This is a genomic window from Pseudoflavonifractor sp. HNCC25GI2 (assembly GCF_058136395.1).
Genome location: NZ_JBYUOW010000002.1, coordinates 82,589 through 106,032 on the forward strand (window position 1 = coordinate 82,589; position 23,444 = coordinate 106,032).

Annotated in this window: 23 protein-coding genes and 1 riboswitch; of the genes, 18 read left to right on the forward strand and 5 right to left on the reverse strand. The window is 59.1% G+C overall.

What is annotated here, in order from left to right; translation table 11 throughout:
- The first annotated feature begins 49 nt into the window (after nt 1-49).
- The 5 genes from AC3YUO_RS02980 to AC3YUO_RS03000 all read left to right on the forward strand — a co-directional run bounded on the left by AC3YUO_RS02980 (nt 50) and on the right by AC3YUO_RS03000 (nt 4,657).
- Entirely contained in the window at nt 50-448 is a 399-nt protein-coding gene (locus tag AC3YUO_RS02980) for an RNA polymerase subunit sigma-70 (protein WP_489961571.1), read from the forward strand.
- On the forward strand, nt 441-635 hold the full coding sequence (locus AC3YUO_RS02985; RefSeq protein ID WP_489961572.1) for an SHOCT domain-containing protein: 195 nt from the start codon (nt 441-443) through the stop codon (nt 633-635). Before AC3YUO_RS02980 ends, AC3YUO_RS02985 begins: the two co-directional genes overlap by 8 nt.
- Before the next feature lie 32 nt (nt 636-667).
- Nucleotides 668-1,984: a recombinase family protein gene (locus AC3YUO_RS02990; protein ID WP_489961573.1), complete on the forward strand. Its 1,317-nt coding sequence runs from the start codon at nt 668-670 to the stop codon at nt 1,982-1,984.
- Nucleotides 1,969-3,546, forward strand: a complete 1,578-nt coding sequence (locus tag AC3YUO_RS02995) for a recombinase family protein (RefSeq protein WP_489961574.1) — start codon at nt 1,969-1,971, stop codon at nt 3,544-3,546. Before AC3YUO_RS02990 ends, AC3YUO_RS02995 begins: the two co-directional genes overlap by 16 nt.
- 292 nt (nt 3,547-3,838) lie before the next feature.
- On the forward strand, nt 3,839-4,657 hold the full coding sequence (locus AC3YUO_RS03000) for a restriction endonuclease (protein WP_331904183.1): 819 nt from the start codon (nt 3,839-3,841) through the stop codon (nt 4,655-4,657).
- A gap of 289 nt (nt 4,658-4,946) precedes the next feature.
- On the opposite strand, the gene AC3YUO_RS03005 is transcribed toward AC3YUO_RS03000, so the two are convergent.
- The 3 genes from AC3YUO_RS03005 to AC3YUO_RS03015 all read right to left on the reverse strand — a co-directional run bounded on the left by AC3YUO_RS03005 (nt 4,947) and on the right by AC3YUO_RS03015 (nt 7,698).
- Nucleotides 4,947-5,156, reverse strand: coding sequence for a hypothetical protein (locus AC3YUO_RS03005; RefSeq protein WP_489961575.1), 210 nt, complete (start codon nt 5,154-5,156; stop codon nt 4,947-4,949).
- Between the two features lie 642 nt (nt 5,157-5,798).
- A complete protein-coding gene (locus AC3YUO_RS03010; RefSeq protein ID WP_489961576.1) occupies nt 5,799-7,466 on the reverse strand; it encodes a putative manganese-dependent inorganic diphosphatase in 1,668 nt (555 codons plus the stop codon).
- Nucleotides 7,467-7,491: 25 nt separating this feature from the next.
- Nucleotides 7,492-7,698: a hypothetical protein gene (locus tag AC3YUO_RS03015; RefSeq protein WP_489961577.1), complete on the reverse strand. Its 207-nt coding sequence runs from the start codon at nt 7,696-7,698 to the stop codon at nt 7,492-7,494.
- Between the two features lie 115 nt (nt 7,699-7,813).
- Here AC3YUO_RS03015 and AC3YUO_RS03020 point away from each other — a divergent pair, with 115 nt between their 5' ends.
- The gene (locus AC3YUO_RS03020) at nt 7,814-8,296 is read left to right on the forward strand and encodes a DUF2798 domain-containing protein (RefSeq protein WP_489961578.1); all 483 of its coding nucleotides are present in this window, start codon (nt 7,814-7,816) and stop codon (nt 8,294-8,296) included.
- Nucleotides 8,297-8,358: 62 nt separating this feature from the next.
- Here the strand turns inward: AC3YUO_RS03020 and AC3YUO_RS03025 are convergent, their stop codons facing one another.
- Both AC3YUO_RS03025 and AC3YUO_RS03030 read right to left on the reverse strand, forming a co-directional pair.
- Nucleotides 8,359-9,300, reverse strand: coding sequence for an alpha/beta hydrolase (locus tag AC3YUO_RS03025; RefSeq protein WP_489961579.1), 942 nt, complete (start codon nt 9,298-9,300; stop codon nt 8,359-8,361).
- 29 nt (nt 9,301-9,329) lie between these two features.
- Entirely contained in the window at nt 9,330-9,959 is a 630-nt protein-coding gene (locus AC3YUO_RS03030; RefSeq protein ID WP_489961580.1) for a hypothetical protein, read from the reverse strand.
- A 136-nt stretch (nt 9,960-10,095) separates the two neighbouring features.
- Between AC3YUO_RS03030 and AC3YUO_RS03035 the strand changes: the two genes are divergently transcribed.
- The 12 genes from AC3YUO_RS03035 to infC all read left to right on the forward strand — a co-directional run bounded on the left by AC3YUO_RS03035 (nt 10,096) and on the right by infC (nt 23,433).
- Entirely contained in the window at nt 10,096-10,518 is a 423-nt protein-coding gene (locus AC3YUO_RS03035; RefSeq protein ID WP_489961581.1) for a PaaI family thioesterase, read from the forward strand.
- Between the two features lie 73 nt (nt 10,519-10,591).
- Nucleotides 10,592-10,765: riboswitch (Lysine riboswitch) on the forward strand.
- 120 nt (nt 10,766-10,885) lie between these two features.
- Complete coding sequence (locus AC3YUO_RS03040) at nt 10,886-12,610, forward strand: Na+/H+ antiporter NhaC family protein (RefSeq protein WP_489961582.1); 1,725 nt, start codon at nt 10,886-10,888, stop codon at nt 12,608-12,610.
- Between the two features lie 120 nt (nt 12,611-12,730).
- Nucleotides 12,731-13,732: a pyruvate kinase gene (locus tag AC3YUO_RS03045; RefSeq protein WP_489961583.1), complete on the forward strand. Its 1,002-nt coding sequence runs from the start codon at nt 12,731-12,733 to the stop codon at nt 13,730-13,732.
- A 22-nt stretch (nt 13,733-13,754) separates the two neighbouring features.
- Nucleotides 13,755-14,318, forward strand: a complete 564-nt coding sequence (locus tag AC3YUO_RS03050; RefSeq protein ID WP_489961920.1) for an NAD(P)H-dependent oxidoreductase — start codon at nt 13,755-13,757, stop codon at nt 14,316-14,318.
- A 96-nt stretch (nt 14,319-14,414) separates the two neighbouring features.
- Entirely contained in the window at nt 14,415-17,099 is a 2,685-nt protein-coding gene (polA, locus tag AC3YUO_RS03055; protein WP_489961584.1) for a DNA polymerase I, read from the forward strand.
- Between the two features lie 289 nt (nt 17,100-17,388).
- Complete coding sequence (locus AC3YUO_RS03060; protein ID WP_489961585.1) at nt 17,389-17,691, forward strand: permease of phosphate ABC transporter; 303 nt, start codon at nt 17,389-17,391, stop codon at nt 17,689-17,691.
- Nucleotides 17,692-17,845: 154 nt separating this feature from the next.
- A complete protein-coding gene (locus tag AC3YUO_RS03065) occupies nt 17,846-18,748 on the forward strand; it encodes a radical SAM protein (protein WP_489961586.1) in 903 nt (300 codons plus the stop codon).
- Between the two features lie 13 nt (nt 18,749-18,761).
- A complete protein-coding gene (locus tag AC3YUO_RS03070; protein WP_489961587.1) occupies nt 18,762-20,015 on the forward strand; it encodes a coproporphyrinogen-III oxidase family protein in 1,254 nt (417 codons plus the stop codon).
- Between the two features lie 10 nt (nt 20,016-20,025).
- Nucleotides 20,026-20,481: a ribosomal protein S18-alanine N-acetyltransferase gene (gene rimI / locus AC3YUO_RS03075; RefSeq protein ID WP_489961588.1), complete on the forward strand. Its 456-nt coding sequence runs from the start codon at nt 20,026-20,028 to the stop codon at nt 20,479-20,481.
- On the forward strand, nt 20,468-21,076 hold the full coding sequence (locus tag AC3YUO_RS03080; RefSeq protein WP_489961589.1) for a GNAT family N-acetyltransferase: 609 nt from the start codon (nt 20,468-20,470) through the stop codon (nt 21,074-21,076). The genes rimI and AC3YUO_RS03080 overlap by 14 nt, the downstream gene beginning before the upstream one ends.
- Before the next feature lie 4 nt (nt 21,077-21,080).
- Nucleotides 21,081-22,091 carry a tRNA (adenosine(37)-N6)-threonylcarbamoyltransferase complex transferase subunit TsaD gene (gene tsaD, locus AC3YUO_RS03085; RefSeq protein WP_489961590.1) on the forward strand — a complete coding sequence of 337 codons (1,011 nt, stop codon included), beginning with the start codon at nt 21,081-21,083 and terminating at the stop codon, nt 22,089-22,091.
- Nucleotides 22,092-22,845: 754 nt separating this feature from the next.
- Nucleotides 22,846-23,433, forward strand: a complete 588-nt coding sequence (gene infC / locus AC3YUO_RS03090) for a translation initiation factor IF-3 (RefSeq protein WP_118643878.1) — start codon at nt 22,846-22,848, stop codon at nt 23,431-23,433.
- The last annotated feature ends 11 nt before the right edge of the window (nt 23,434-23,444 follow it).

The following is a 23,444-nucleotide window of genomic DNA, read 5'->3' on the forward strand; positions in this document are numbered from 1 at the left end:
GTGGCCATATGGTGAGGAGCATCCAGAGCTTCTCGGAAAGGGGCAAGTCATGACAGAAACCGAAAAGCTCAAAATCAGTAAACTCAGACGGGATGGGCTGGGGTACAAGAAAATTGCTGCGGCTCTCGACCTGCCGGTCAATAGTGTCAAAACCTATCTTCGCCGCCATCCCACTGATGAGAATGCCGCCGCTATTTCAGACTTTTGCGAGATGTGCGGGAAGCCTATCGTCCAAACACCGCACCGTAAACAGAAGCGTTTCTGCTCCGACTCGTGCCGCATCTCCTGGTGGAACGCCCACCCGGACAAGGGCGGGAAGCGGACGCTCCACAATTTCACTTGCGCCTATTGCGGGCGCACATTTCAAAGCAGCGCGAGAGATCGCCGTTACTGCTCCCGCGATTGTTATGCCGAGGCTCGGAAAAGGGCGGTGAGTAAGAATGGATGATTTTCGCGAGAGACTGACTGCCTATCAGACCGCCATGAGCCTTGCCCGGAATATGCTCCGGCAGGGCATCATCAGCGAGGATGACTACCGCAAAATTGATACAATCATCGCCAAAAAGCATGGAGTATCTTCGTGTAGTATATTCCGCTTTGAATCGCCAAAATTGCTGGATAACAAGCACTTTTAGAGGTAATATGCAGTGGACAAGGAGGTGACAGAATGGCAAGAACCATTCAACAAATTTCATTTCCCGCACCCATGCGGCCCCGCCTGAAGCGGGTTGCGGCCTACGCCAGGGTTTCCTCCGGCAAGGATGCCATGCTGCATTCTTTGTCCGCACAGGTAAGCTACTACAGCGCGCTGATTCAGAAGCACGCCGGCTGGCTTTACTGCGGGGTGTACGCAGATGAAGCGTTTACCGGCACCAAGGACAGCCGGGAGGGGTTCCAAAGCCTGCTGGCCGAATGCCGCGCCGGAAATATTGACATGGTCATCACGAAGTCCATTTCCCGCTTTGCCCGGAACACGGTGACCCTTCTGGAGACCGTCCGGGAGCTGAAGGCTTTGGGTGTTGACGTCTATTTCGAGGAGCAGAACATCCACACCATGAGCGCCGATGGGGAGCTGATGATAACCATTTTGGCTTCCTACGCCCAGGAGGAAAGCCGCTCCGCCAGCGAAAATCAGAAGTGGCGGATTCGTCACGGCTTTGAGCGCGGTGAACTGGTCAACCTGAGGTTTCTGTTCGGCTACAAAATCCAAAAAGGCTGTGTAACCATTGACCCGGAAAAGGCAGAGGTGGTGCGGAAGGTATTCCGCAGGGCTTTGGAGGGAGAATCTCTAACCAGTTTGGCCATCGACCTAAATCGGCGAGGGTTCACTGGTGTTCTGGGCGGAAAGTGGAACTCCATGCGAATCCGCGAGATGTTGTCCAATGAGAAATACCTGGGCAACGCGCTCCTGCAAAAGCAATACCGGAACAACCATCTGGAGAAAAAGGAGATTCCAAATCGGGGCGAACTGCCCCAATATTATGCGGAGGGAACCCATGAAGCCATCATTGACCGGGCCACCTTCGATGCCGTCCAGGAACTTTTGGCCGGGATCACCGAGAACAGTCCGGTCAAGCGGCCCCAGCGGCGGTCGGCCTTTACCAGCATGATTACCTGCACGGTGTGCGGTCGCAACTACAAACGATGCACCGGAGGGAAGCGACATTTCTGGAACTGCCCAACTGCGGTGCAGACAGATCTGCCTTCCTGCGGCACATCCCAGATCCCGGAGAAGCTGCTCTACGACCTTGCCGCCCAGGTACTCGGCCTTGCAAAGTTCGATGAGGAGGTCTTCCGGGCAAGGGTCAAGAGTATTGATGCCCTTCCTGAGAAAGTTCTGGTGTTCCACCTCTATGACGGCTCTGCCGTGGAGCGGCATTGGGAACACATATCCAGAGCTAAGAGCTGGACACCGGAGATGAAGGAAATTGCCCGGCAGCGGGCGCTGGCTCAAAGGAGGGGTGAGAAATGGCAAGAGCAGTAACAGTTATCCCACCCAACATTCAGCCCATCACACACCTGGCGCGAAATGCTGTGGTACGCCGGCGGGTAGCGGCTTACGCTCGTGTATCCACATCCAGTGAGGAGCAGCTCACCAGCTATGAAGCCCAAGTAGACTATTACACCCGCTTTATTCAGTCCAAGCCGGAGTGGGAGTTCGTAAGGGTCTATACCGATGAGGGCATCTCCGCTGTGAACACGAAAAAGCGCGAGGGCTTCAACCAGATGGTGCGGGATGCGCTCGATGGAAAAATCGACCTCATCGTGACCAAATCCGTCAGCCGATTTGCCCGGAACACCGTGGACAGCCTGGTGACCGTCCGCAAGCTGAAGGAAAAGGGTGTGGAGGTCTACTTTGAGAAGGAAAACATCTACACCCTGGACAGCAAGGGTGAGCTGCTGATCACCATCATGTCCTCCTTGGCGCAGGAAGAGAGCCGCTCCATTTCGGAGAACGTGACCTGGGGACAGAGAAAACGCTTCGCCGATGGGAAGGTCAGCTTACCATACAGTCACTTCTTAGGTTACAGGAAGGGCGTGGACGGACTGCCGGAGATAGTACCGGAAGAAGCAGAAACTGTCCGCCGGATTTATAGCCTGTTCCTTGGCGGCAAGACCCCTGGCTCCATTGCAAGTCTTCTCACAAAGAATGGGGTACCCACCCCCGCAGGCAAGAAAAAATGGGCGGCAAGCACAGTGGAGAGTATTCTGAAAAACGAGAAGTACAAAGGGGATGCCCTCCTACAAAAGGCGTTTACGGTGGATTTTCTCACCAAGAAGCAGAAGAAAAACGAGGGCGAGGTGCCACAGTATTATGTGGAGAACAGCCACCCGGCCATCATCGACCCCGCCGAGTGGAAGCTGGTGCAGCAGGAGCTAGAGCGCAGGAAAGCCATCGGGCGCAGCTATAGCGGCAACAGCATCTTTTCCTCCCGACTGGTCTGCGGAGACTGCGGTGGTTACTTCGGCTCCAAGGTCTGGCATTCCAACGACAAATACCGGCGCACCATCTGGCGGTGCAACAGCAAGTTCACCGGTGAGGAAAAGTGTCAGACCCCACATCTGACCGAGGATGAGATCAAGGCCCGATTTTTGGATGCCTTCAATACGCTGGTTGCGGACAAAGAGCGGCTGATGGACGAGTGCCGCACCATGCAGGCAGCGCTTACCGACACTGGCTCCCTGGACAGCGAGATTGCGGCACTCCTTTCCGAAATGGAGGTGGTGGCCGAGCTGACCAAGCGGTGTATCGAGGAGAACTCTACCACTGTCCAGGATCAGGCCACCTATCTGGAACGCTACAATAGCCTGGCAGAGCGGTACGAAACCGCCAAGGCCAAGCTGGAAAATCTCCAGACGGTGAAGGCAAAGCGTGAAGCCAAGGCCGAGGATATCGGCGGCTTTATGTTCGAACTGGCGGAGTACGGAGAGTCCCTTACGGAGTTTGATGACCGGCTTTGGCTCACGGTCATCGACACCGTGACCGTTCACCGTGACGGGCGGCTGACCTTTAAGTTCCAGACGGGGCATGAGATTACGGTCTGACTGCAGAATAGCGCAAAGACCACAGGTTTATCGGCCTGTGGGCTTTCTGTTGTAATAAGGGTGGAACTGTGCGATGGGCTATGCTAAACTAAGGTTAGTGTACTGCTGGAAACACAGTGGTTGCCAAAGGAAAGGTGCCTCTTGTGATGCTGAGTAACTTAAATTTACAGGACATTTAAATTAGGCTCGTACCAGCAGAAATGATGTATCGGCACTATCTTGAGGATACAAAATTGGATGTGGGTGCGCTGTTGCTATAATGATTTTATATGTAAAAATTGGGGGATTGCCGATGATTCTTGATTATAATGAATATGTGACCGAAAGTGGCCATAAAGGCGTGGTAAATTATGTCTCAACCGAGTCAAGGCTTCCACTATTTTCCCACAAATCAATTTGCCCATTTTGTCACACAGATATCAAAACCGTTATTTATCAAAAATCGCAAAGAGATTACCCGGAGTGGCTATTTGGATCTTTTGACCAGCTGGAAGAAGTAATTCAATGTCCGGTCTGTGGGTGGTGGGAGTATAAATATCAAAACAATAGTGACGCAGTTATAGATGGAATCAGGGCTTCTGATATTGAGTATTCTTCCGCTATATTAAAGCGGTACGATAATTCGTCATGCGAAGTACCTATTGATGCTTTGAGACAGCAATTGTTAAAAACTCCAGATATCATTTATTCTATCGACCCACACAAGATGGAAGATTTGGTCCGCTCTGTGTTTTCTGATTTTTATCCATCCTGTAAGGTATATTCTTTTGGAAAAACCCGCGATGGAGGTAAAGACGGCATACTGGTTGATAATGATGGGGCACAGATATTGCTACAGATCAAACGGCGTGAAAACCCAAAATCCACGGAGGGAGTAATTCCCCTCCGTGAACTCATGGGGGTCTCTCTGATGTACGACAATGTTAAAGGTTGCATATTTGTAACTACAGCTGACCATTTCTCTCGTGATGCTACCAAATACGCTAAAGCCATGGAAACAAAGCGTAGGGTTGATAAATTTGAGCTAATTGATTGCCGAGAATTTTTAAAGCGCATTGATTTAACAACGGATAAACTACCAACTGCATGGGAATCTTTACTAAAGTTATGATACCGTTTGCCCTCATCCCGATAAAGAAACATAGTCGCAAAAGAAAATCTCTTCAAATTGTTAAATTGTTCCAGCGTAAGATATGGTTATGAACCCCCTTGGCGCAAAATGAACCCCCTAACGCCAAAGGGGGTTCACTTGTATCACAATTAGGGTCATTTGCCATAAAAATCCCGAATGCTTTCGCATTCGGGATTTTTACTTATGTTATCTATTCACTTTTCTAATTTCTGCTATCTATCTTGGATTTGGATAATGAAGGCCCAAGAATACATAGCTCACGTACTGTTCAATCATCCCATTCAGGATAATCCGGTGCCCATTCTACGTACCCCAACTTTTGACAACGCCTTTGTGCATCGTGTTTTTGCTGATGTGTACGATTGGGATTGAGCTGGCTGCTGTGATTGTTTAACTTAGCCCTGTAAGCTTTATTGTTTGGATTGTTTTGATTGGCCCAGGCGTTCAGCTGTTCTTGAGTATGGGTTTTGCCAGACACTTTTTTCGTCGTGGTTGCCTCCTTTCTGAGCCAAAAAAGCCACGCTCTTTGTAATGAGCGTGGCAGCAAATAACGAATACCGTTGCTTTACACGCATCAAAACAAAGCCAACGACGCATATCCTTTGGCTCGATTTTGCCGTGTAAAGCGATGAAACATAGGGGGACTACTCAAAGTCACACGCAACTACTTTTTCAATTCATAACGAGCATCCGAAAGAATTGATTAGTTTCATAGCTTACCCGTTTCATTGTAAGGTATTCAAAGTTATTCCCAAATCCTGTTTTATGTGCTCGTTGCATAAAGACAGAGCCAGTTAAAAACTAATAAGAATACTTATTTGTAGTATAACTCAAAAATGCTACAAAATCAACTTATTTGAGGAACCGAACGAAAACGTATGGTGTGCTGTTGAGACTATGCCTAACGGAAATACCTTATGCAGTGTTCCAAATCCGTTTTTCTGTGCGGGGCCCCACGTTTTCCTGTCATCTATACTGTACTGTTTCGATAATGCAAACAAAAAGAAAGACATCTGCTTTTAGCAGATGTCTTTCTTTTTCCACGGCATCTTTTTCGATAATCATAGACACGCCGCCGGAATTCGGCGGCGTGTCTATACTTACATTTTGGGAGTCAGTTTTACTCCGCTTCCTCGCGGAGGGCGCTGATGATTCTGGGCAGCAACTGGATCTTCCGGCTGACCACCCCCGGCAGGACGGCCAGGCCATCGCGGACCTCTACCTGGAAGGCCCGGGATACCAGGGCCTCGGCTCCCTTTCCTGCCATCAGCAGTTCCGTGCTGGCTCCACGCACATCGGTGAACATATAGAAGATGAAATCCAGCCCCTGCTTTTCCAGCGCCACCGGCAGGTAAGGGGCAATCAGGGCTTCGCTGGCTTTCCGGTTGCGCTCCACCATGAAGCTGCCCTGGCCTACGCCGAACCGGACGGCTCCACTGTCAAAGATTTTGTAGTCGGTGTTGAAGAGCTCTTCCGCCGTCTTGCCGCTCACGTCCCCGCCGTGCTCAAACATGGCGTCGGCGTAGGCCTCCAGCTCCACACCTGCCAGCTCGGCCAGCTTCCGGGCTGTGCGCTCATCCACGGAGGTACAGGTGGGGCTGCGGAACATCAGGGTATCGGACAAGATAGCCGAGAGCATCAGGCCCGCGGTGGTCCGGTCAATCTCCACGCCGTTTTCCTCGTACATCTGGTAGATGATGGTGGACGTGCAGCCCACGGGCACGTTGCGGAAGTAGACCGGTCCGTCGGTCTCCATGGATCCGATGCGGTGGTGGTCGATGATCTCCAGGATCTCCGCCTGCTCAATGCCCTCCACCGCCTGGTTCTTCTCGTTGTGGTCCACCAGAATGAGCTGTTTCTTATGTAAGCCCATCATGTTCCGGCGGGACACCACGCCCACATACCGCCCGTCATCGTCCAGCACCGGGAAGTAGCGGTAGCGCACCGAGGTCATGACCTTGGTGGCCGCCTCCACGGAGCTGTTCAAATTGAAGGTCAGCAGTCCGTCCTCTGTCATGTAGTGGCGGATGGGCGCCGCCTGGCTGATCATCTGCCCGGCCACATAGGTGCTTTTGGGGGTGCCGATCATGATGCAGCCCTGCTCCTCGGCCAGCATACGGATGGTCCGGGAGACCTTGCTGTCGGCGCACACCACCACGCAGCCCGCCCCCATCTCGATGGCGGCCAGCTGGCTCTCGCTGCGGTTTGCGACAATGACGATATCTCCCGGGGAGATGGACTTCTCGATCTGCTCAGCGCTGCCCGAGCCGATGATGATCCGGCCCTTGACCCGTTTGCCCTCGATGTTGCCCACCAGGACCTCCCCTTCCAGGATGTCCAGAATATTCTGATAGCTGGTTTCGGCCTTTTCCAGAATGTAAGTGTCCAGGCCGTCCATGTTGGCGGTGGCCACATCCTTGACGGTAATCACGCCCTTGAGCCGCTGCTCCTGGTCCACAATACACAGGGTGTCGATCTGCTGGTCTCGCATGATCATCCAGGCCCGGCGCAGGCTGGTCTCACCATCCACGCCCTCCATGCTCCGGATATCCACGTCCCGGATCTGGGGGCTGACATCCGTATAGAGCTGGGGGGCAGGAACCTGGAAGTAATCCAGGACAAATTCGGTCTCCCGGTTCAAAAGCCCCGCCCGGCAGGGCTTGCAGGGGCGCTCCGGGTTCAGGATATTTTTCAGGCGGCTGTAAGCAATGGCGGAACAGATGGAGTCCGTGTCGGGGTTACGGTGTCCGATGACCTTGATGGCGCGGAGATTTTCTTGACTGTTCATAGGCTGCCTCATCTCTCCCCCAATATTAGGAGGTGCTGTTTTTTTTATTATACCATGTCCGGGTGGTTCCGTCTGGAAAAAAATACTCGTTTTTCTGCTTTATCTTGCCTTTTCTGAAAATCGTCCCGCCATGATGCGCCGCCGCCCAGAGACGGCGGCCCCCTTCGGCCATTTCAATCTCCACGGATGCAGCTGCCCCGCTCGGACCTTCCGCCACAATCCGGCGCTTCATTGTAAAATTACTGGAAGAAACTGCCTTTCAAATTTAGAAAAACCCACAATTACGAAAGAGTGCCGCAGTGTGCTATGATAGCGGCATTCTGTGTGTAGGAAAGGACGTTTGAACGATGCCTCAAAACAAGCGGGAAAGTCTCATTTATACTGTCATTATGTGCGCATTCATGGTACTTTGGATGAGCATTTACAATGTATCCCTCCAGTACGGCACTTTCAGCCTGGAGGCGGTCATCGCGGGCTGGATTGGATTCCCCATTGCCTACGTCTTTGCCATGTGCTGCGATTGGTTCGTGGTGTCCAAGCTGGCAAAGGGCATTGCATTCCGCTATCTGGTCAAGCCGGAGGACTGCGCTCTGAAGAAAATTCTCTGCATTTCCGGCGGCATGGTGGTGGGCATGGTGATCATCATGTCTCTCTACGGTGCCTGCGAGGGGGCCTTCCACACCGGAGCCTGGGCCTCTGTCCCCTCAAATTGGCTGCGCAATATCCCCCGCAATTTCATCATGGCCCTGCCCGTCCAGTTCTTGATCGCCGGACCTCTGGTTCGCCGTCTGTTCCGCGCCGCCTTCCCGGTGGGCAAAGTACTGGCATAACACCCCTTCCCGGTCAAAACGAGGACCGGCTTGCCGCTGACAAGCCGGTCCTCGTTTTGTTTTCACTCCGCCGGGCACACCTTGGCTTCCAGCCAGGCCAGCAGGTTCTCCATGACCTCCTGCCGGTTCGTCTCGTTGAGCATCTCGTGCCGTCCTCCCGGGTAGAGCTGCACGGTGACGTCCCGGCACCCGGCCTCCCGGAAGAGCTTCTCCACCTTCCGCACCCCTTTGCCCATGGAACCCACCGGATCCCGGTCCCCGGAGAAGAAGTAGACCGGGATATCCAGGTCCATCCGGGTGAGATTGGCCGAATTTCCAATAAACTGAATGCCGCCCAGCATATCCCGGAACATGGACACGGTGGGATGGAAGGTACAAAGGGGATCCCGGAGGTTGGCCTCCACCATGCTCCGGTCCCGGCTCAGCCAGCTGGTGGTGTCCGTCTCCTTGCGGAAGGGACGGCCGTAGCCGCCCAGGGACAGGCCGTAGACCAGCTCACTGACATAGTCCGGCCCCCGCAGGGTGCAGAGCAGGCTGGCCAGCGCCTTTCCGCCCGCCACCAGCGGCCCCTTCTCCTGCCCCGTCCCCGAGAGGACCACCCCGTCCAGGGTGCCTGGGTAGAGAATGAGGTAGGTCCGGGTAAGGAAGGACCCCATGGAGTGACCCAGCATCACATAGGGCACCCCCGGATACCGCTCTCCCTCCAGCTCCCGCAGGCGGCGGATGTCCCGCACCAGCAGCTCCCAGCCCCCCTTGGGGGCAAAATAGCCGTACTTTCCGTCCTCCGCGGTCTGTCCGTGACCCAGATGGTCCTCGCCGCACACCGCGAAGCCATGCTCCTGAAGAAATCGGGCCACATGGTCGTACCGCCCGATGTGCTCGGCTACCCCGTGGACAATCTGTACCACCGCCCGGGGCTGCCCCTGGGGCACCCAGCGCCGGGCATGTATGGTGTGGACGCCGTCGGCGGAGGGATAGGTAAAGCTCTCGTTCTGCGCCGTCATTCCGGTCACTCCTCTGCTGTTCTTTGGATTCAGTTTACTCCACGGGCTCGGCCTCCGTCAAGGCCGGGGGCCTGCATCTGCTCCAGGGCGCCCCGGATGATGCCCAGATGGATCTGCCCGGTCTGGGACAGACGCTGAAAGAGCTGCTGCACATAGTCGTCCTGGGCCTGCTCCGCCGCCTGGAGGCACTGCCGGCTCCAGTCCCGCTCCCACCAGTACAGCTCCCGCAGGCCCTGGGCAAGGCCGGTCCCCGCCGGAACTGTGGGGCTGTCCCAGAGCTTCTGCTTCCCGGTGGCCAGGAAATAGGCGGCCCCCAGCTGCCGGGCGGCCCGGCGGTAGTCGGCCGTCAGCGCCGCCAGAGCCGTGCCCCGCCCCCCGGATTTTCGGGACAGGGCGCGGGCCAGAGCCAGCCCCCGGCTCACCCCGCTGAGCCCCTGCTCCAGCAGTTCCCCGTCGCCGGGCGCAGGCGTCTCCGCCGGCTCCGGTCTCTCCTCCCGCTCCTGCGGCCGGGCCTCGGGCACCGCGGAAGCGGACGTTTTCCGTTCCGGCTCCACCGCGATGGGACTGCTCTCCTCATCCGCCATGACCCGGCTCCATACCCGGCGGAACACCTCCGGGTCCACATCCCCGCTCAGCGGGGCAGACTGTGTCTGCTGCATATCCTGTCCTCCTTAAACAACGAATTGGTTTCTTCTCCCGCCATTCTATGCCAAACGCTGAAAAATGGCCCAACAGCTTGTTTTTGTGAAAATTCTGTGCTAGAATGGCCCCACTTTGTCCAAAGGAGAGACCATTATGTCGCCGGAATCCCACAGCGATTTTATTGTGCGCACCGTCAATACCCCCCACCAGTTCTCCTATGAAAACGGCGTTCTGGTCACCGATGTCACGCCGGGCCGGGCCGTGGGGGAGCTGACCGTGGGTCCCAACAGCATCAATCCCCACGGGAATGTCCATGGCGGCGCTCTGACCACCCTGGCCGACACGGTGGCCGGCTGCTGTGCCTGCTCCAAAGGCGGCAGCTGCGTGACCGCCGGCTGTACCCTGGAGTACCTGCGTCCGGCCAACGGCTCCAAAATCTTCTGCGAGGCCACGCCCAAGAAGCTGGGGCGCTCCCTCTCCGTGGTTCAGGTCACCATGACCAACGACCAAAATAAGGTAGTTGCCACCGGAACCTTCACGTTTTTCATGCTTCCGGAGGAAAATACCGGGAAATAAGGGGGATTTCCCCGAATTGGGCTTGACAAGCATGCAGGAGCGTGATACGATACCTGCACTTCCAAAATTAAATTGTTCGGATAGAGGCGCGGCATACATGCGTACCGCGGGACACCCGGCCCTGGCAGGCCGTCCCGTGGGAGAGGGTCTGCCGCCGAAGGTTTTCGTTTTGCCAGTGAGCGGGGGCCTGGGCCGTGGGGAAAACATCCCCCGGACTGTCACAATGCAGTGGAGCGCTATCCAGAGAGGCCCCCGGGATACGTGGGGCCCTCCGGCTTTTGCCATGGGCGCTTGCACCCATGGCTTTTTTGTTTGCGCAAAAAGGGGCTTAGTGTGGGCCCCAAAGATTTAAGTGGAGGGAAAACAAATGAAAGCGAGAAGATCCTGGCCGGCACGCTTCATCCTGATTCTGATGCTGCTGCTGGCTCTGGCTACCACCGCCTTTGCCGAGGACCCCACCGAGGCCACCGGCACCAAGATGATTGAGTGCTCCGACTGCGGCACTCTGGGCATTGTCCTCAGCGACGAGGGCGAGGCCGTCACCTGCGAGGCCTGCGGAGGCACCGGCTATGTGGAATCTCCCAGCCAGTTCTATAACACCGCTCTGGCCCTGCTGCCCCCGGTCATCGCCATTGCCCTGGCCCTGCTTACCAAGGAGGTCTACTCCTCCCTGTTCATCGGCATTCTGGTGGGCGGCCTGCTCTATTCCAACTTCTCTTTCGAGGGAACCTTGAACCATGTGTTCAGCGGAGGCATTGTGGCTTCTCTGTCCGATGCCTACAATGTGGGCATTCTCATCTTCCTGGTTATTCTGGGCACCATGGTGTGCCTCATGAACAAGGCCGGTGCCTCTGCCGCCTTCGGCCGCTGGGCCAAGACCAACATCAAGTCCCGGGCGGGTGCTCAGCTGGCCTCCATTGTGCTGGGCTGCCTCATCTTCATTGATGACTACTTCAACTGCCTGACCGTGGGCTCTGTCATGCGTCCCATCACCGACAAGCACCAGGTTTCCCGGGCCAAGCTGGCCTACATCATCGACGCCACCGCTGCTCCCGTGTGCATCATCGCCCCCGTCTCCTCCTGGGCCGCCGCTGTGGCCAGCTTTGCGGAGGAGGGCCAGGGCCTGAACCTCTTCATCCGCGCCATCCCCTACAACTTCTACGCTCTGCTCACCGTCATCATGATGCTGGGCCTGGTGTTCCTGAAGGTGGACTTCGGCCCCATGGCCAAGTTTGAGCGCAACGCCATTGAAAAGGGCGACCTCTTCTCCGGCTCCAACCCCTACGCCATGATGGACGAGGAGATTGTGGAGGACAAGGGCAAGGTCATCGACCTGGTGCTGCCCATCGTGGTGCTGGTTGTCTGCTGCGTCACCGGCATGATTTACTCCGGCGGCTTCTTCTCCGGCGCCAGCTTCGTGGAGGCCTTCTCCAACTCCGACGCCTCTGTGGGCCTGATGCTGGGCTCCGCCTTCGGCCTGCTCTTTGCTCTGATCTACTACTTCCTGCGCAAGTCCATGACCTTCAAGGAGATGATGGGCTGCATCCCCGAGGGCTTCAAGGCCATGGTGCCCGCCATTCTCATCCTCACCTTCGCCTGGACCCTGAAGAGCATGACCGACTCCCTGGGTGCCAAGTACTTTGTCCGTGACTTCGTGCGCAGCGCCGAGCATCTCCAGATGTTCCTGCCCGTCATCGTCTTTGTCATTGGCTGCCTGCTGGCCTTCGCCACCGGCACCAGCTGGGGCACCTTCGGCATCCTCATCCCCATTGTCCAGAACGTGTTCTCTATGGACAGCCCCCTGGCCATCATCTGCATCTCCGCCTGTATGGCCGGCGCCGTCTGCGGCGACCACTGCTCCCCCATCTCCGACACCACCATCATGGCCTCTGCCGGCGCTCAGTGTGACCACGTGAACCACGTGTCCACTCAGCTGCCCTACGCCATCTCCTGTGCCGTAATTTCCGGCATCAGCTATCTGCTGGCCGGTCTGCTGGCCATCAATGGTCTGCCGGGCATCATCGCCCTGCCTGTGGGCATCGTGCTGATGCTGGGCTTCCTGGTGGTCATGAAGAACCGTCAGCGCGCTTAAGTCTTATCGTGTTTTCTGCGGCGGCTTTCCAAATGGGAAGCCGCCGCTTTTTCTATTGACTTCCCCGCCCAAACGGCCCCATAATGAGAGAGAACAACGGAGAAACGAGGAATCCAATCCATGGAATTTTACGGAACCCTGGGCGGCAGCTGCCAGAGCCGCGATGTTCTGGACCAGCTGTTTCAGGCCGGTATGACCGGCGCCCGCCTCAATCTGTCCCACACCACCCTCTCGGCCTGCGCCCCGCTGCTGAAGGAGGTCTACCAGCCCGCGGCCCGGGCCGCCGGAGTGGAGCCCCACCTCATTATTGACCTCCAGGGCCCAGAGCTGCGAGTGGGCACCCTGCCCGCCCCCATTTCTCTGGAGGAGGGCACCCAGGCCATTCTGGGCGAGGGGGGCATCCCGGTCCCCGCCGCCGTGGTAAAGGCCGCCCGGCCGGGCCACTCCATTTCCCTGGACGACAGCGCCCTGCTGCTGGAGGTGGAGGAGGCGGAGCCCGCCCGTCTTCTCTGCCGGGTGCGCCAGGGGGGACTGCTGAAAAGCCGGAAGAGCCTGGCCATTCTGGGGGTGGAGGTGGACTCCCCCGCCCTCACCCAGGCGGACCTGGACAACCTGGACGTGGCCGCCTCCTTCGGCGTCACCCACATTCTCCAGCCCTTTGTCCGTGGAAAAGAGGACGTACTGGCTCTGCGCCGGGCGCTGGAGGAGCGGGGGCTTGACCGGGTCCAGATCATGGCCAAGATTGAAAACCGCCGTGGGCTGGAGCATCTGGACGAGATTGCTGCCGCTGCCGACCAGATCTGCATTGCCCGCGGGGACCTTGGAAACGCCATCCCCCTGTGGGAGCTGCCCGGCATCCAGAAGGACATCGCCCGGCGCAGCCGGGGGGCCAAGGTGCCCTTCTGCCTGGTGACCCAGCTGCTGTGGTCCATGGAGGAGCGGCCGGTGCCCACCCGGGCGGAGGTGAGCGACATCTATAACGGCGTGCTGGACGGGGCCGCCTCCCTCATGCTCACCGGAGAGACCGCCGCGGGCAAATACCCCGTCCAGGCCATGGAATATCTGGTCAAAACCGCCCGGAGCGCCTTGCAGGATCTGGAAAGGGGAACTGTGGAATCATGAAGGACATTTTATTTGTGGACGCCTGTATGCGGGGACGGAGGTCTCCCGCACCTGGCTTCTGAGCCAGAGCTTTCTCTCCGCCTGTCAGGCCCGGTGGCCCGGGGTAAACATCCGGCGGCGTGATCTCACCGCCTGCTCCCTGCCGCCCCTCACCGCCGCCCTGGCGGAGGAGCGTGACCGGCACTTTCTCAATCAGCCTCAGGACCCCATGTTTGACCCCGCTCGGGAGATGCAGGGGGCGGATCTGGTGGTCATCGCCGCTCCCTACTGGGACCTGTCCTTCCCCGCGGCCTTAAAAATCTATCTGGAGTGGGCCAGCGTGCTGGGCATCACCTTCCACTATACCCGGGAGGGCGTGCAGGAGGGGCTGTGCCGGGCATCTCAGCTGGTCTACATCACCACCGCCGGCGGCCCTCTGGAAGGCCAGAACTTCGGCTTTGACTACGTCCGGGCCCTGGGGCAGATGTTCGGCATCCCCCGCGCCCACTGCCTGTCCGCCCAGGGACTGGACATTCAGGGGAACGACCCGGAGGCCATTCTGGCCCGGGCCCGGGAGGAGGCCCTGCACCTGGCCGGCCGGCTCTGAGCCGGGCTCTGTTTTTTCTTGTTCCCCAAGGGGAAGACTGTTATACTAAAAGCGAGAACACCCGCCCCCTGGGGCGAACTACGGGAGGATACCCACATGAAGAAGCTGATGGTCCTGGACGGCAACTCCATTGTCAACCGGGCCTTTTACGGGGTGAGCCAGAACCTCACCACCCGCTCCGGACAGCCCACCAACGCCGTTCTGGGCTTTCTCAACATTCTCAATAAGCTGCTGGACGAGGAGCACCCCGACGCCCTGTGCGTCACCTTCGACCGGAAGGCTCCCACCTTCCGCCACCTGGCCTATGAGGGCTACAAGGCCCAGCGGAAGGGCATGCCCGAGGAGCTGGCCAGCCAGATGCCCATCCTGAAGGATGTGCTCTCCGCCATGAACATCCCCATGTACGAACTGGACGGGTGGGAGGCGGACGACCTCATCGGCACCATCTCCAAGAAGGACACCGCCGCCGGCTGGGCCACGGTGATCGTCACCGGAGACAAGGACTCCCTCCAGCTGGTCACCGACACCGCCACCGTCAAGCTGGTGTCCACCCGCATGGGCCGAACCACCACCCGGGACATGACCCCCGACGCCTTTCGGGAGGAGTACGGCTTTGACCCCATCCACATCATCGACCTGAAGGCCCTCATGGGGGATGCCAGCGACAACATCCCCGGGGTGAAGGGGGTGGGAGAAAAGACCGCCATGGCCCTGGTCCAGCGCTACCAGACGGTGGACGCCCTGTACGAAGCCATGCCCACCCCTGAGATGGCCCCCGGTGTCCCCGCCAAGCCCGGCGTCATCAAGAAGCTCCAGGAGGGGGAGGAGCAGGCCCGCATGTCCTACGACCTGGCCACCATCCGCTGCGACGCCCCCATCGAATTCGACCCCCAGGACAACCTGCGCCGGGAGGTGGACAATGCCCGCCTCTACCAGCTCTTCCTGGAACTGGAGTTCTCCAAGCTTATTGACAAGTACCACCTCACCGCCCCCCAGGGGGAGGGTGCACCCCGGCAGGAGGCCATGGTGGAGGGCACCTGCACCAGCGAGATTGTGGAGAGCGCCCAGCGCCTCCAGGAGCTGCTGGAGCTGTGGCGGGGCCAGGACTGCGTCGCCGTCCTCCCTCTGCCCTCTCTGGATGTGGTGTGCGTGGAATGCGCCCCGGCGGAGAACCAGGGCCACGCCGCCCTCCTGCGGTCTGACCGGCTGGAGGGGTACAACGAAGCCCTGAAGGCCCTGTTTAGTCCGGATATTCGCAAGGTAGTCCACGGCTCCAAGGAGCTGTGCCGGGCCCTGCTGGCCGAGGGGATTGCCCCCGATGGCATCGTCTTTGACACCGAGGTGGCCGCCTACCTGCTGGCTCCCACCGACGGAAGCTACGATTTGGAGAAGCTGGGCCTCACCTACTACAACCAGGAGTTCCCCAAGGCTGCCGCCTATCTCAGCGACGGAGCCTTCGGGCCTCTGGCCGACCCCACCGCCCCCATGGCCGCCCTTCTGTCCCACACCGCCCTCATCCACTGCCTGCGGGACACCTTGGCAGAGCGCCTTGGCGAGCTGGGCATGGACAAGCTTTACTCAGAAATCGAGCTTCCCCTGTGCCGGGTGCTGGCCGAGATGGAGCTGGAGGGCTTCCGCATCGACCGTGGTGCCCTGGCCTCCTTCGGGGAGATGCTTGCCCAACGCATTGACCGGGCTCAGGGTTCCATCTACCAGCTGGCCGGGGAGGAGTTCAACATCAACTCCACCCAGCAGCTGGGTCACATCCTCTTCGACAACCTGGGCCTGCCCCCGGTGAAGAAGACCAAGACGGGCTACTCCACCAACGCCGAGGTGCTGGAGAAGCTGCGGGGCAAGCACCCCATCATCGAGGAGATTCTGGAGTACCGGCAGCTCACCAAGCTGAAATCCACCTACGCCGACGGTCTGGACAAGGTGATTGCCCCCGACGGGCGCATTCACACCTCCTTTCAGAATACCGTCACCGCCACCGGCCGCCTCTCCTCCACCGAGCCCAACCTCCAGAATATCCCCGTGCGCACCGAGCTGGGGGCTGAGCTGCGGAAGATGTTTGTGGCCGGGCCGGGGATGGTGCTGGTGGATGCCGACTATTCCCAGATCGAGCTGCGGCTCCTGGCCTGCATGGCCGGGGACCAGGCCATGATTGACGGCTTCAACTCCGGCGCGGACATCCACACCATTACCGCTTCCCAGGTCTTCGGCGTGCCCCAGGAGGAGGTCACCCCCCTCATGCGCCGCAGCGCCAAGGCGGTGAACTTCGGCATCGTCTACGGCATTTCTCCCTTCTCCCTCTCCCAGGACATCGGGGTCACCGTCCAGCAGGCCAAGGAGTATATGGACAAGTACTTTGCCCACTACGCCGGGGTAAGGGCCTATATGGACGGCGTGGTGGAGCAGGCCAAGAAGGACGGCTACGTGTCCACCCTCTTTGGCCGCCGCCGCTGGGTGCCGGAGCTCAAGTCCTCCAACTTCAATACCCGCTCCTTCGGCGAGCGGGTGGCCCTCAACGCCCCCATTCAGGGTACCGCCGCCGACATCATCAAGCTGGCCATGATTCGGGTGCGGGACCGTCTCCTGCGGGACGGCCTGAAGGGCCGTCTGGTCCTCCAGGTCCACGACGAGCTCATTGTGGAGTGCCCGGAGGAGGAGGCTGAGGCCGTGTGCGCCCTGGTGAAGGAGGAGATGGAGGCGGTGACCTCCCTCCCCGTCTCCCTGCTGGCCGACACCAGCTCCGGCAAGACCTGGGCCGACGCTCACTGAGTTCCTTTTCTTGTAAGAAAAGGAACCAAAAGAACGTTCTGCGAAACTGCGTTTCGCCTCTTCCCCCGCCTGGGGGTCGTTCATTTGAGAAAATGTTTCCCCGCCCTGTTCGCTGTTCAAGGTGAAGGAAGGGAATCAAAAGAACGCTCTGCGAAACGACCTTTCGCCTCTTCCCCCGCCTGGGTGCTGGTGTTTTGGATGAGCATATACCCCGCCGCGTTGGCATTTCCATGTATGAAACTATATCGGAAGGAAAAAACAGAACAAGTTTGGAAATGGAGGTATTATTATGAAATTGCTGACCTGGTTGTTCGACCGCGCCGACCGCTACGCCGCCCAGTCCACCTGGCGGGACTTCGCCCTGGTGAAGGCCTGCCTCTTCTCCATGGGCGTACTCATGGGCCTCCTCGTCCCCTTCCGGAAGAAAAAATGGGCTGCTCTGGGGGCGGGGCTGGTGTTCCTGCCCACCTATCTGATTTTGCTGCGCCGCTTCCTCCCCTTCCTGCTGGAACGGGATGAGTGGGAGGAGGAAGAGCCGGAGGAGGGCTCCTTCTGCGGAGAGATTCCCAATGAGCCCACGGTTCAGGAGTAAACACAAACAGATTTTTGCGGGCCCCGGTCAAGACCGGGGCCCGTTTTTTTGCCGCCTGTCCCGCCAAAATGACCGATTGTCCCCTGTCTCTTGCTCGCCCCGCTCCTCTGTGATAGTCTCAAGGTGGATTATAATCTGGAAAGGAGCGGCTGCCATGAAACTCTCGTCCTTTCTCACCTTTTCCGCCTTTGGTGTGAGCACCATCCTCCTGCGCCGCAAGGACCCCATTCTGGGCACCATCATCCTCACCGACCGCTGCAACCTCCACTGCAAGCACTGCTCAGTGAACAACATCGTGGCCCGGGACTACCCCTATAAAGACATCCGCCGGGAGATGGAGGCGCTTTACACCATGGGGGTGCGGATTCTCTTCTTCTGCGGCGGAGAGACCTTCCTGTGGCGGGACGGAGCGAAAACCCTCCGTGACCTGGTGGCGGAGGCCAAGGAGATGGGATTTCTCATTGTCAACGTGGTGACCAACGGCACCTTCCCCATTAACCTGCCGGAGGCGGACCTCATCCTCCTCTCCCTGGACGGGGACCGGGCGGTCCACAACACCATCCGGGGCGACACCTACGACACCATTTTGGAAAACATCCGCGCCGCCACCTCGGACAACATCTGCCTCTACATGGCCATCAACCAGCTGAACAAGCACACGGTCTCCCACGTGTGCCGGGTAGCCCGGGAGGAGCCCAATGTGCGGGCGGTGTCCTTCAACTTCCACACCCCCTACCCGGACACCCGGGCGCTGGCCCTGAGCCGGGCGGAAAAGGCTGCCATCTGCCGGGAGCTGAGGGAGCTTATGAAGGAGGGCTATCCCATCTTCAACCTGCGCTCCGCCTTCCCCTACCTCATTGATAACTCCTTCCCCACCCCCTGCCACCAGTGCGTGGTGATGGAGCGGGGCAAGCTGTCGGTGTGCGGGCGGTGCGTAGAGGTGCCCGGACTGTGTCAGGAATGCGGCTACTTCTTCGCTGCCGAGTACGCCCTGGTCTTTCAGGGGAACCTGCCTGTCATCGTGGATATGCTGTCCACCTATCTCAAATACATCTGAGAGGAGGAGTTCCATGTCCTTTCCCATTACCGCCGCCCGCATGTGGCTCACCCGGGGGACCGCACCCTTCCGCTTCACCCCCGACTACGACCAGCCCCTCTCCCTGGAGGGGGCCGACCCCCTGGGGCTCTACGTCCACATTCCCTTCTGCCGCACCCTGTGCTCCTTCTGTCCCTACTGCAAGGTACCCTATGAGGAGGAGCTGGCCCGGGCCTATGTGGAGGGCCTTTTGCAGGAAATCCACCTAGTGGGCGGAACCTGGACGGGGCGGCGGCAGGCCACCAGCCTCTACTTTGGGGGCGGCTCCCCCGCCCTGCTGGCCCACCGGCTTGGGGAGATTGTCCGTGCCCTGGAGGAACATTTTATCATCACCGACGGCATCGGAGTGGAACTCCACCCCCGGGATGTCACGGTGGACACCCTGTCCCGGCTGAAGGAGGCGGGGGTAAGCCGGGTTTGCGTGGGAATACAGTCCTTCCAGCCCCTGACCCTCCAGAGTCTGGGCCGGGAGCGCCCCGACCCCGGGGTCTTGGGGCAGGCTCTGGCCGCCGTGCCCTTTGATACCGTGTCCGCCGACTTCATCTTTGCCCTGCCCGGCCAGACCTTTGACCACCTGCGCCGGGACATTTTGCTGGCCGAGGAAATGGGGGCCAACCACTTGGCTTTCTACCCCTTCATCGACTTCTCCTTCACCCCCGGCCCCAACCAGGGGCTGTCCGGCCGGGAGAAGTGGGCCCTCCTGAAGGAGCTTACCGCCTTTCTTCGGGAGAGAGGCTACACCCGGGACTCCATCTGGACCTTCGCCCGGACGCCGGGGAAGGGCTACTCCTCCATGACCCGCACCAACTACCTGGGCTTCGGCTGCTCCGCCGCCTCCCTGCTGAAGGGGCAATTTAAAGTGAATACCTTCTCCATTCCCGCCTATCTGGAGCGAATTTCTCAGCAAAAGCTGCCCACCGCCCTCACTTGCCGCTTTACACAGCGGCAGCGGATGGTGTATGATTTGTTCTGGCGGGCCTATACCACCCGCATTTCCCCCGGGGAATTTGAGGCCTGCTTCGGCCGCTCTCTGGACGGGGCCTACGGCCTGGAGCTGCGGGCGGCCCGTCTTCTGGGCTGGCTGAGGCGGGAAGGAGAGGACTGGGTGCTCACCGACCGGGGCGCCTTCCGCTTCCACCTCTTCGAGGGGCATTATACCCTGGCCTACATCGACCGCATGTGGTCCCTTATGGGCCGAGAGGCCTTTCCCCAGGGCATGGATCTTTAGGAGTGTTTTTATGTATTACCAAGTTGTCCCCATGGACCGCAGCCATATCCCCCAGATTGTGCAGCTGGAGCAGACCTGCTTCTCCGTGCCCTGGACGGAGAACATGCTCACCGACGCCCTCTTTGACCCCCAGGCCAGCTTCATCGTGGCCGAGGACGACGAGGGGAACGTGGTGGGCTACGCCGGCCTCCATGTGGTACTGGACGAGGGCTACATTGACAACGTGGCCGTGGAGCCCGACGCCCGCCGCCACGGGGTGGGCTCCGCCCTGCTGGAGGTGTTCTGCCGCTTCGGGGCGGCCAATCTGGCTTTCCTCACCCTGGAGGTGCGGGCCTCCAACGAGGCGGCCATCGGCCTCTACGAAAAGCACGGCTTCCACCGGGCTGGTCTGCGGCCGGGGTATTACCAGAAGCCCAAAGAGGACGCGGTCATTATGACCAGGGAGTTCGCCCATGCGTCTGAATGAGTTAAACCGGGAGGAGCTCTCCGCCCTCTACCGTTCCCAGATGACCCGGGACTTCCCGCCCCAGGAGCTCAAGCCCCTCAAGTCCATGCTGGAGCTGATGGAGGAGGGGCGCTATCAGGCCCTGGGCCTCTTTGACGGGAAGGAGCTTTTGGGCTACGCCCTTGTTTGGCGGGAGCCCGGGGTGCCCTTTGCCCTGCTGGACTACCTGGGCACCCTGCCGGGCGTACGCAACCGGGGGCTTGGCGGGCAGATGCTGGATCGGCTGGCCGACTACTACCGGGAGGAGCGGGGCATCTTTGGGGAGGCGGAGTCCGACGAGGGGGGCGACCCCGCCGACCGGGAACTGCGTCATCGGCGTCTGGGCTTTTACCTGCGCAACGGGTTCCGCTACGGGGGCTATGACTGTGCTCTCTTCGGCGTCCACTACCAGACCCTCATCCGTGGAAAGGAAGACGTGAGTCCAGAGGAGCTGCTGGAGGTCCACCGCCGCTTCTACCAAAGCCGGTTCCCCGCCCACATTTATGAGCGATTTGTCCAGCTGCCCCTGGCCCCTGGGGAGACCCCCAACCCGCCAGGAAACTGGATGGAGGAGTGATACCATGAACATTTTAGCCATCGAGTCCTCCTGCGACGAGACCGCCGCCGCTGTGGTGAAGGACGGGCGGACGGTGCTGTCCAACTGCGTGGCCTCTCAGATTGAAATGCACACCATTTACGGCGGCGTGGTGCCTGAGATTGCCTCCCGCAAGCATGTGGAGGCCATCACCGGTCTGGCTGACCAGGCCATTACCCAGGCGGGCCTCAGCCAGGATGACCTGGACGCCGTGGCCGTCACCTACGCTCCCGGCCTCATTGGGGCGGTGCTGGTGGGCGTGAACTTCGCCAAAGGGGCCGCCATGGCCCTCAATCTGCCCCTCATCCCCGTCCACCACGTGCGGGGGCACATCGCCGCCAACTACCTCACCCACCCCGACCTGGAGCCCCCCTTCGTCTGTCTGTGCGTCTCCGGCGGCACCACCGCCATTGTGGATGTACGCTCCTATACGGAGATGGAGGTGCTGGGCAGCACCCGGGATGACGCGGCGGGAGAGTGCTTTGACAAGGTGGCCCGGGTGTTGGGCATCGGCTATCCCGGCGGCGCCCCCATGGACCGGCTGTCCGACGGCGGAGACGACGGGAAATATGAGCTGCCCCGGGCCCATGTGGCCGGCCATGAGCTGGACATGTCCTTCTCCGGCCTGAAGACCGCCAGTCTGAATCTCATCCACAACACCCAGCAGAAGGGGGAGGAACTGGACCTTCCCTCTTTCGCCGCCAGCTTCGGCCGGGCGGTAAGCGAATCCCTGGTTCCCCGGATTATGGCTGCCGCCCGCATGCGGGGCTACGGCAAGGTGGCTGTGGCGGGGGGCGTGGCCGCCAACCGGCGCATCCGCGCTGATTTGCAGGAGGCCTGCCGCCGGAGCGGGGACAAGCTGTTTCTCCCGGAGCTCAAGTACTGCGGCGACAACGCCGCCATGATTGGCTGCCAGGGCTTTTACGAGTATCAGGCCGGCCACCTGGCCGGCCGGGATCTCAACGCCTACGCCACCCGGGACATCTCTCTGGGGTAAGGCGGCGTTGTCGCCGGGGCCCCACACGGTGGGGCGGCCGCCAGGCCGTAAAATGTCCCGCTCTGCGGGACATTTGCGCAGGGCGAATTCATTTCGCCCGAGCATTGAAATTCTCTCGGGGGCCCCGCGGAGCCTAGCTCCGTGGGGGGCCAACGCCGCCATGGTCGGCTGCCAGGGCTTTTACGAGTATCAGGCCGGCCACCTGGCCGGCCGTGACCTCAATGCTTATGCGACCCGGAATATCTCCCTGGGATAATCCATATGGGTACCCACCGCCGGACGGTTCTGATCCCGTTCGGCGGTGTTTTTCTTTCCTCCCAAACATGCTCATTTTTAGCATTCTGACCACTTCCCCAACCCCATTTTTGCATTATGTAACCTTGTTTTTGCTTGGATTTTACATTTACTTAATTTACCAGCCGTCCAGCAGCCAAAAAGGTTTTCACATTCTCCCCCTTTTTCCACAGCCTTGTGGAAAACCGTGTGGAAATTGTGCACAACTCATTCTCTCTGTTTTTTTCGACAAAACATTATGTTAATTTTAAGGTACCGCCGCACTCCGTTTCCCCGGAAGACAGCCCCGTTTTTTTCAAAGATTCTACTGGTTTTTCCCCTTTTTCCCTTGACAAGAGGTCATGTGGATGCTAGAATAGCCGGGTACAAGAAAGCAGGAACGGTCCCCCGTCCTCACCCCAGGCCAGAGCCAACGGGTTAACATGGAAAACTTCCGCCGGAATTCCGGCGTTGTTTTGCTGTGAGAAACGGGAGCCGCTTCGGCTGCCGTATTTTTTATGTCTGGAGGTGCTTTCCCATCGCTAACACAGGTCATCAAACCAACGAAGAAATCCGGGACAAGGAGGTCCGCCTGATCTCGGAAACCGGCGAACAGCTGGGCATCATGTCCTCCCAGGAAGCTTTGCGCCTGGCCGAGGAGCGCAATCTGGATCTGGTTAAAATCTCCCCCAACGCCGTGCCCCCCGTGTGCAAGCTCATGGACTACGGCAAGTACCGGTTCGAGCAGACCAAGCGCGAGAAGGAAGCCCGCAAAAATCAGCGCGTGGTGGAGATCAAGGAAGTCCGGATGTCCCCCAGCATTGACGTCAACGACTTCAATGTCAAGCTGAAAAACGCCCAGAAGTTCTTGTCCGAAGGCAACCGCTGCAAGGTCACCGTCCGCTTCCGCGGCCGTGAAATGGCCCACACCAACATCGGCCAGGACCTGCTGATGAAGTTTGCTGAGGAGTGCGGCGAGGTCGCCGTGATGGATAAGAGCCCCAAGCTGGAGGGACGGCATATGTCCATCTTCCTGTCCCCCAAACCCGCTAAGGATGCGAAAAAGTAAGTAAAGGAGTT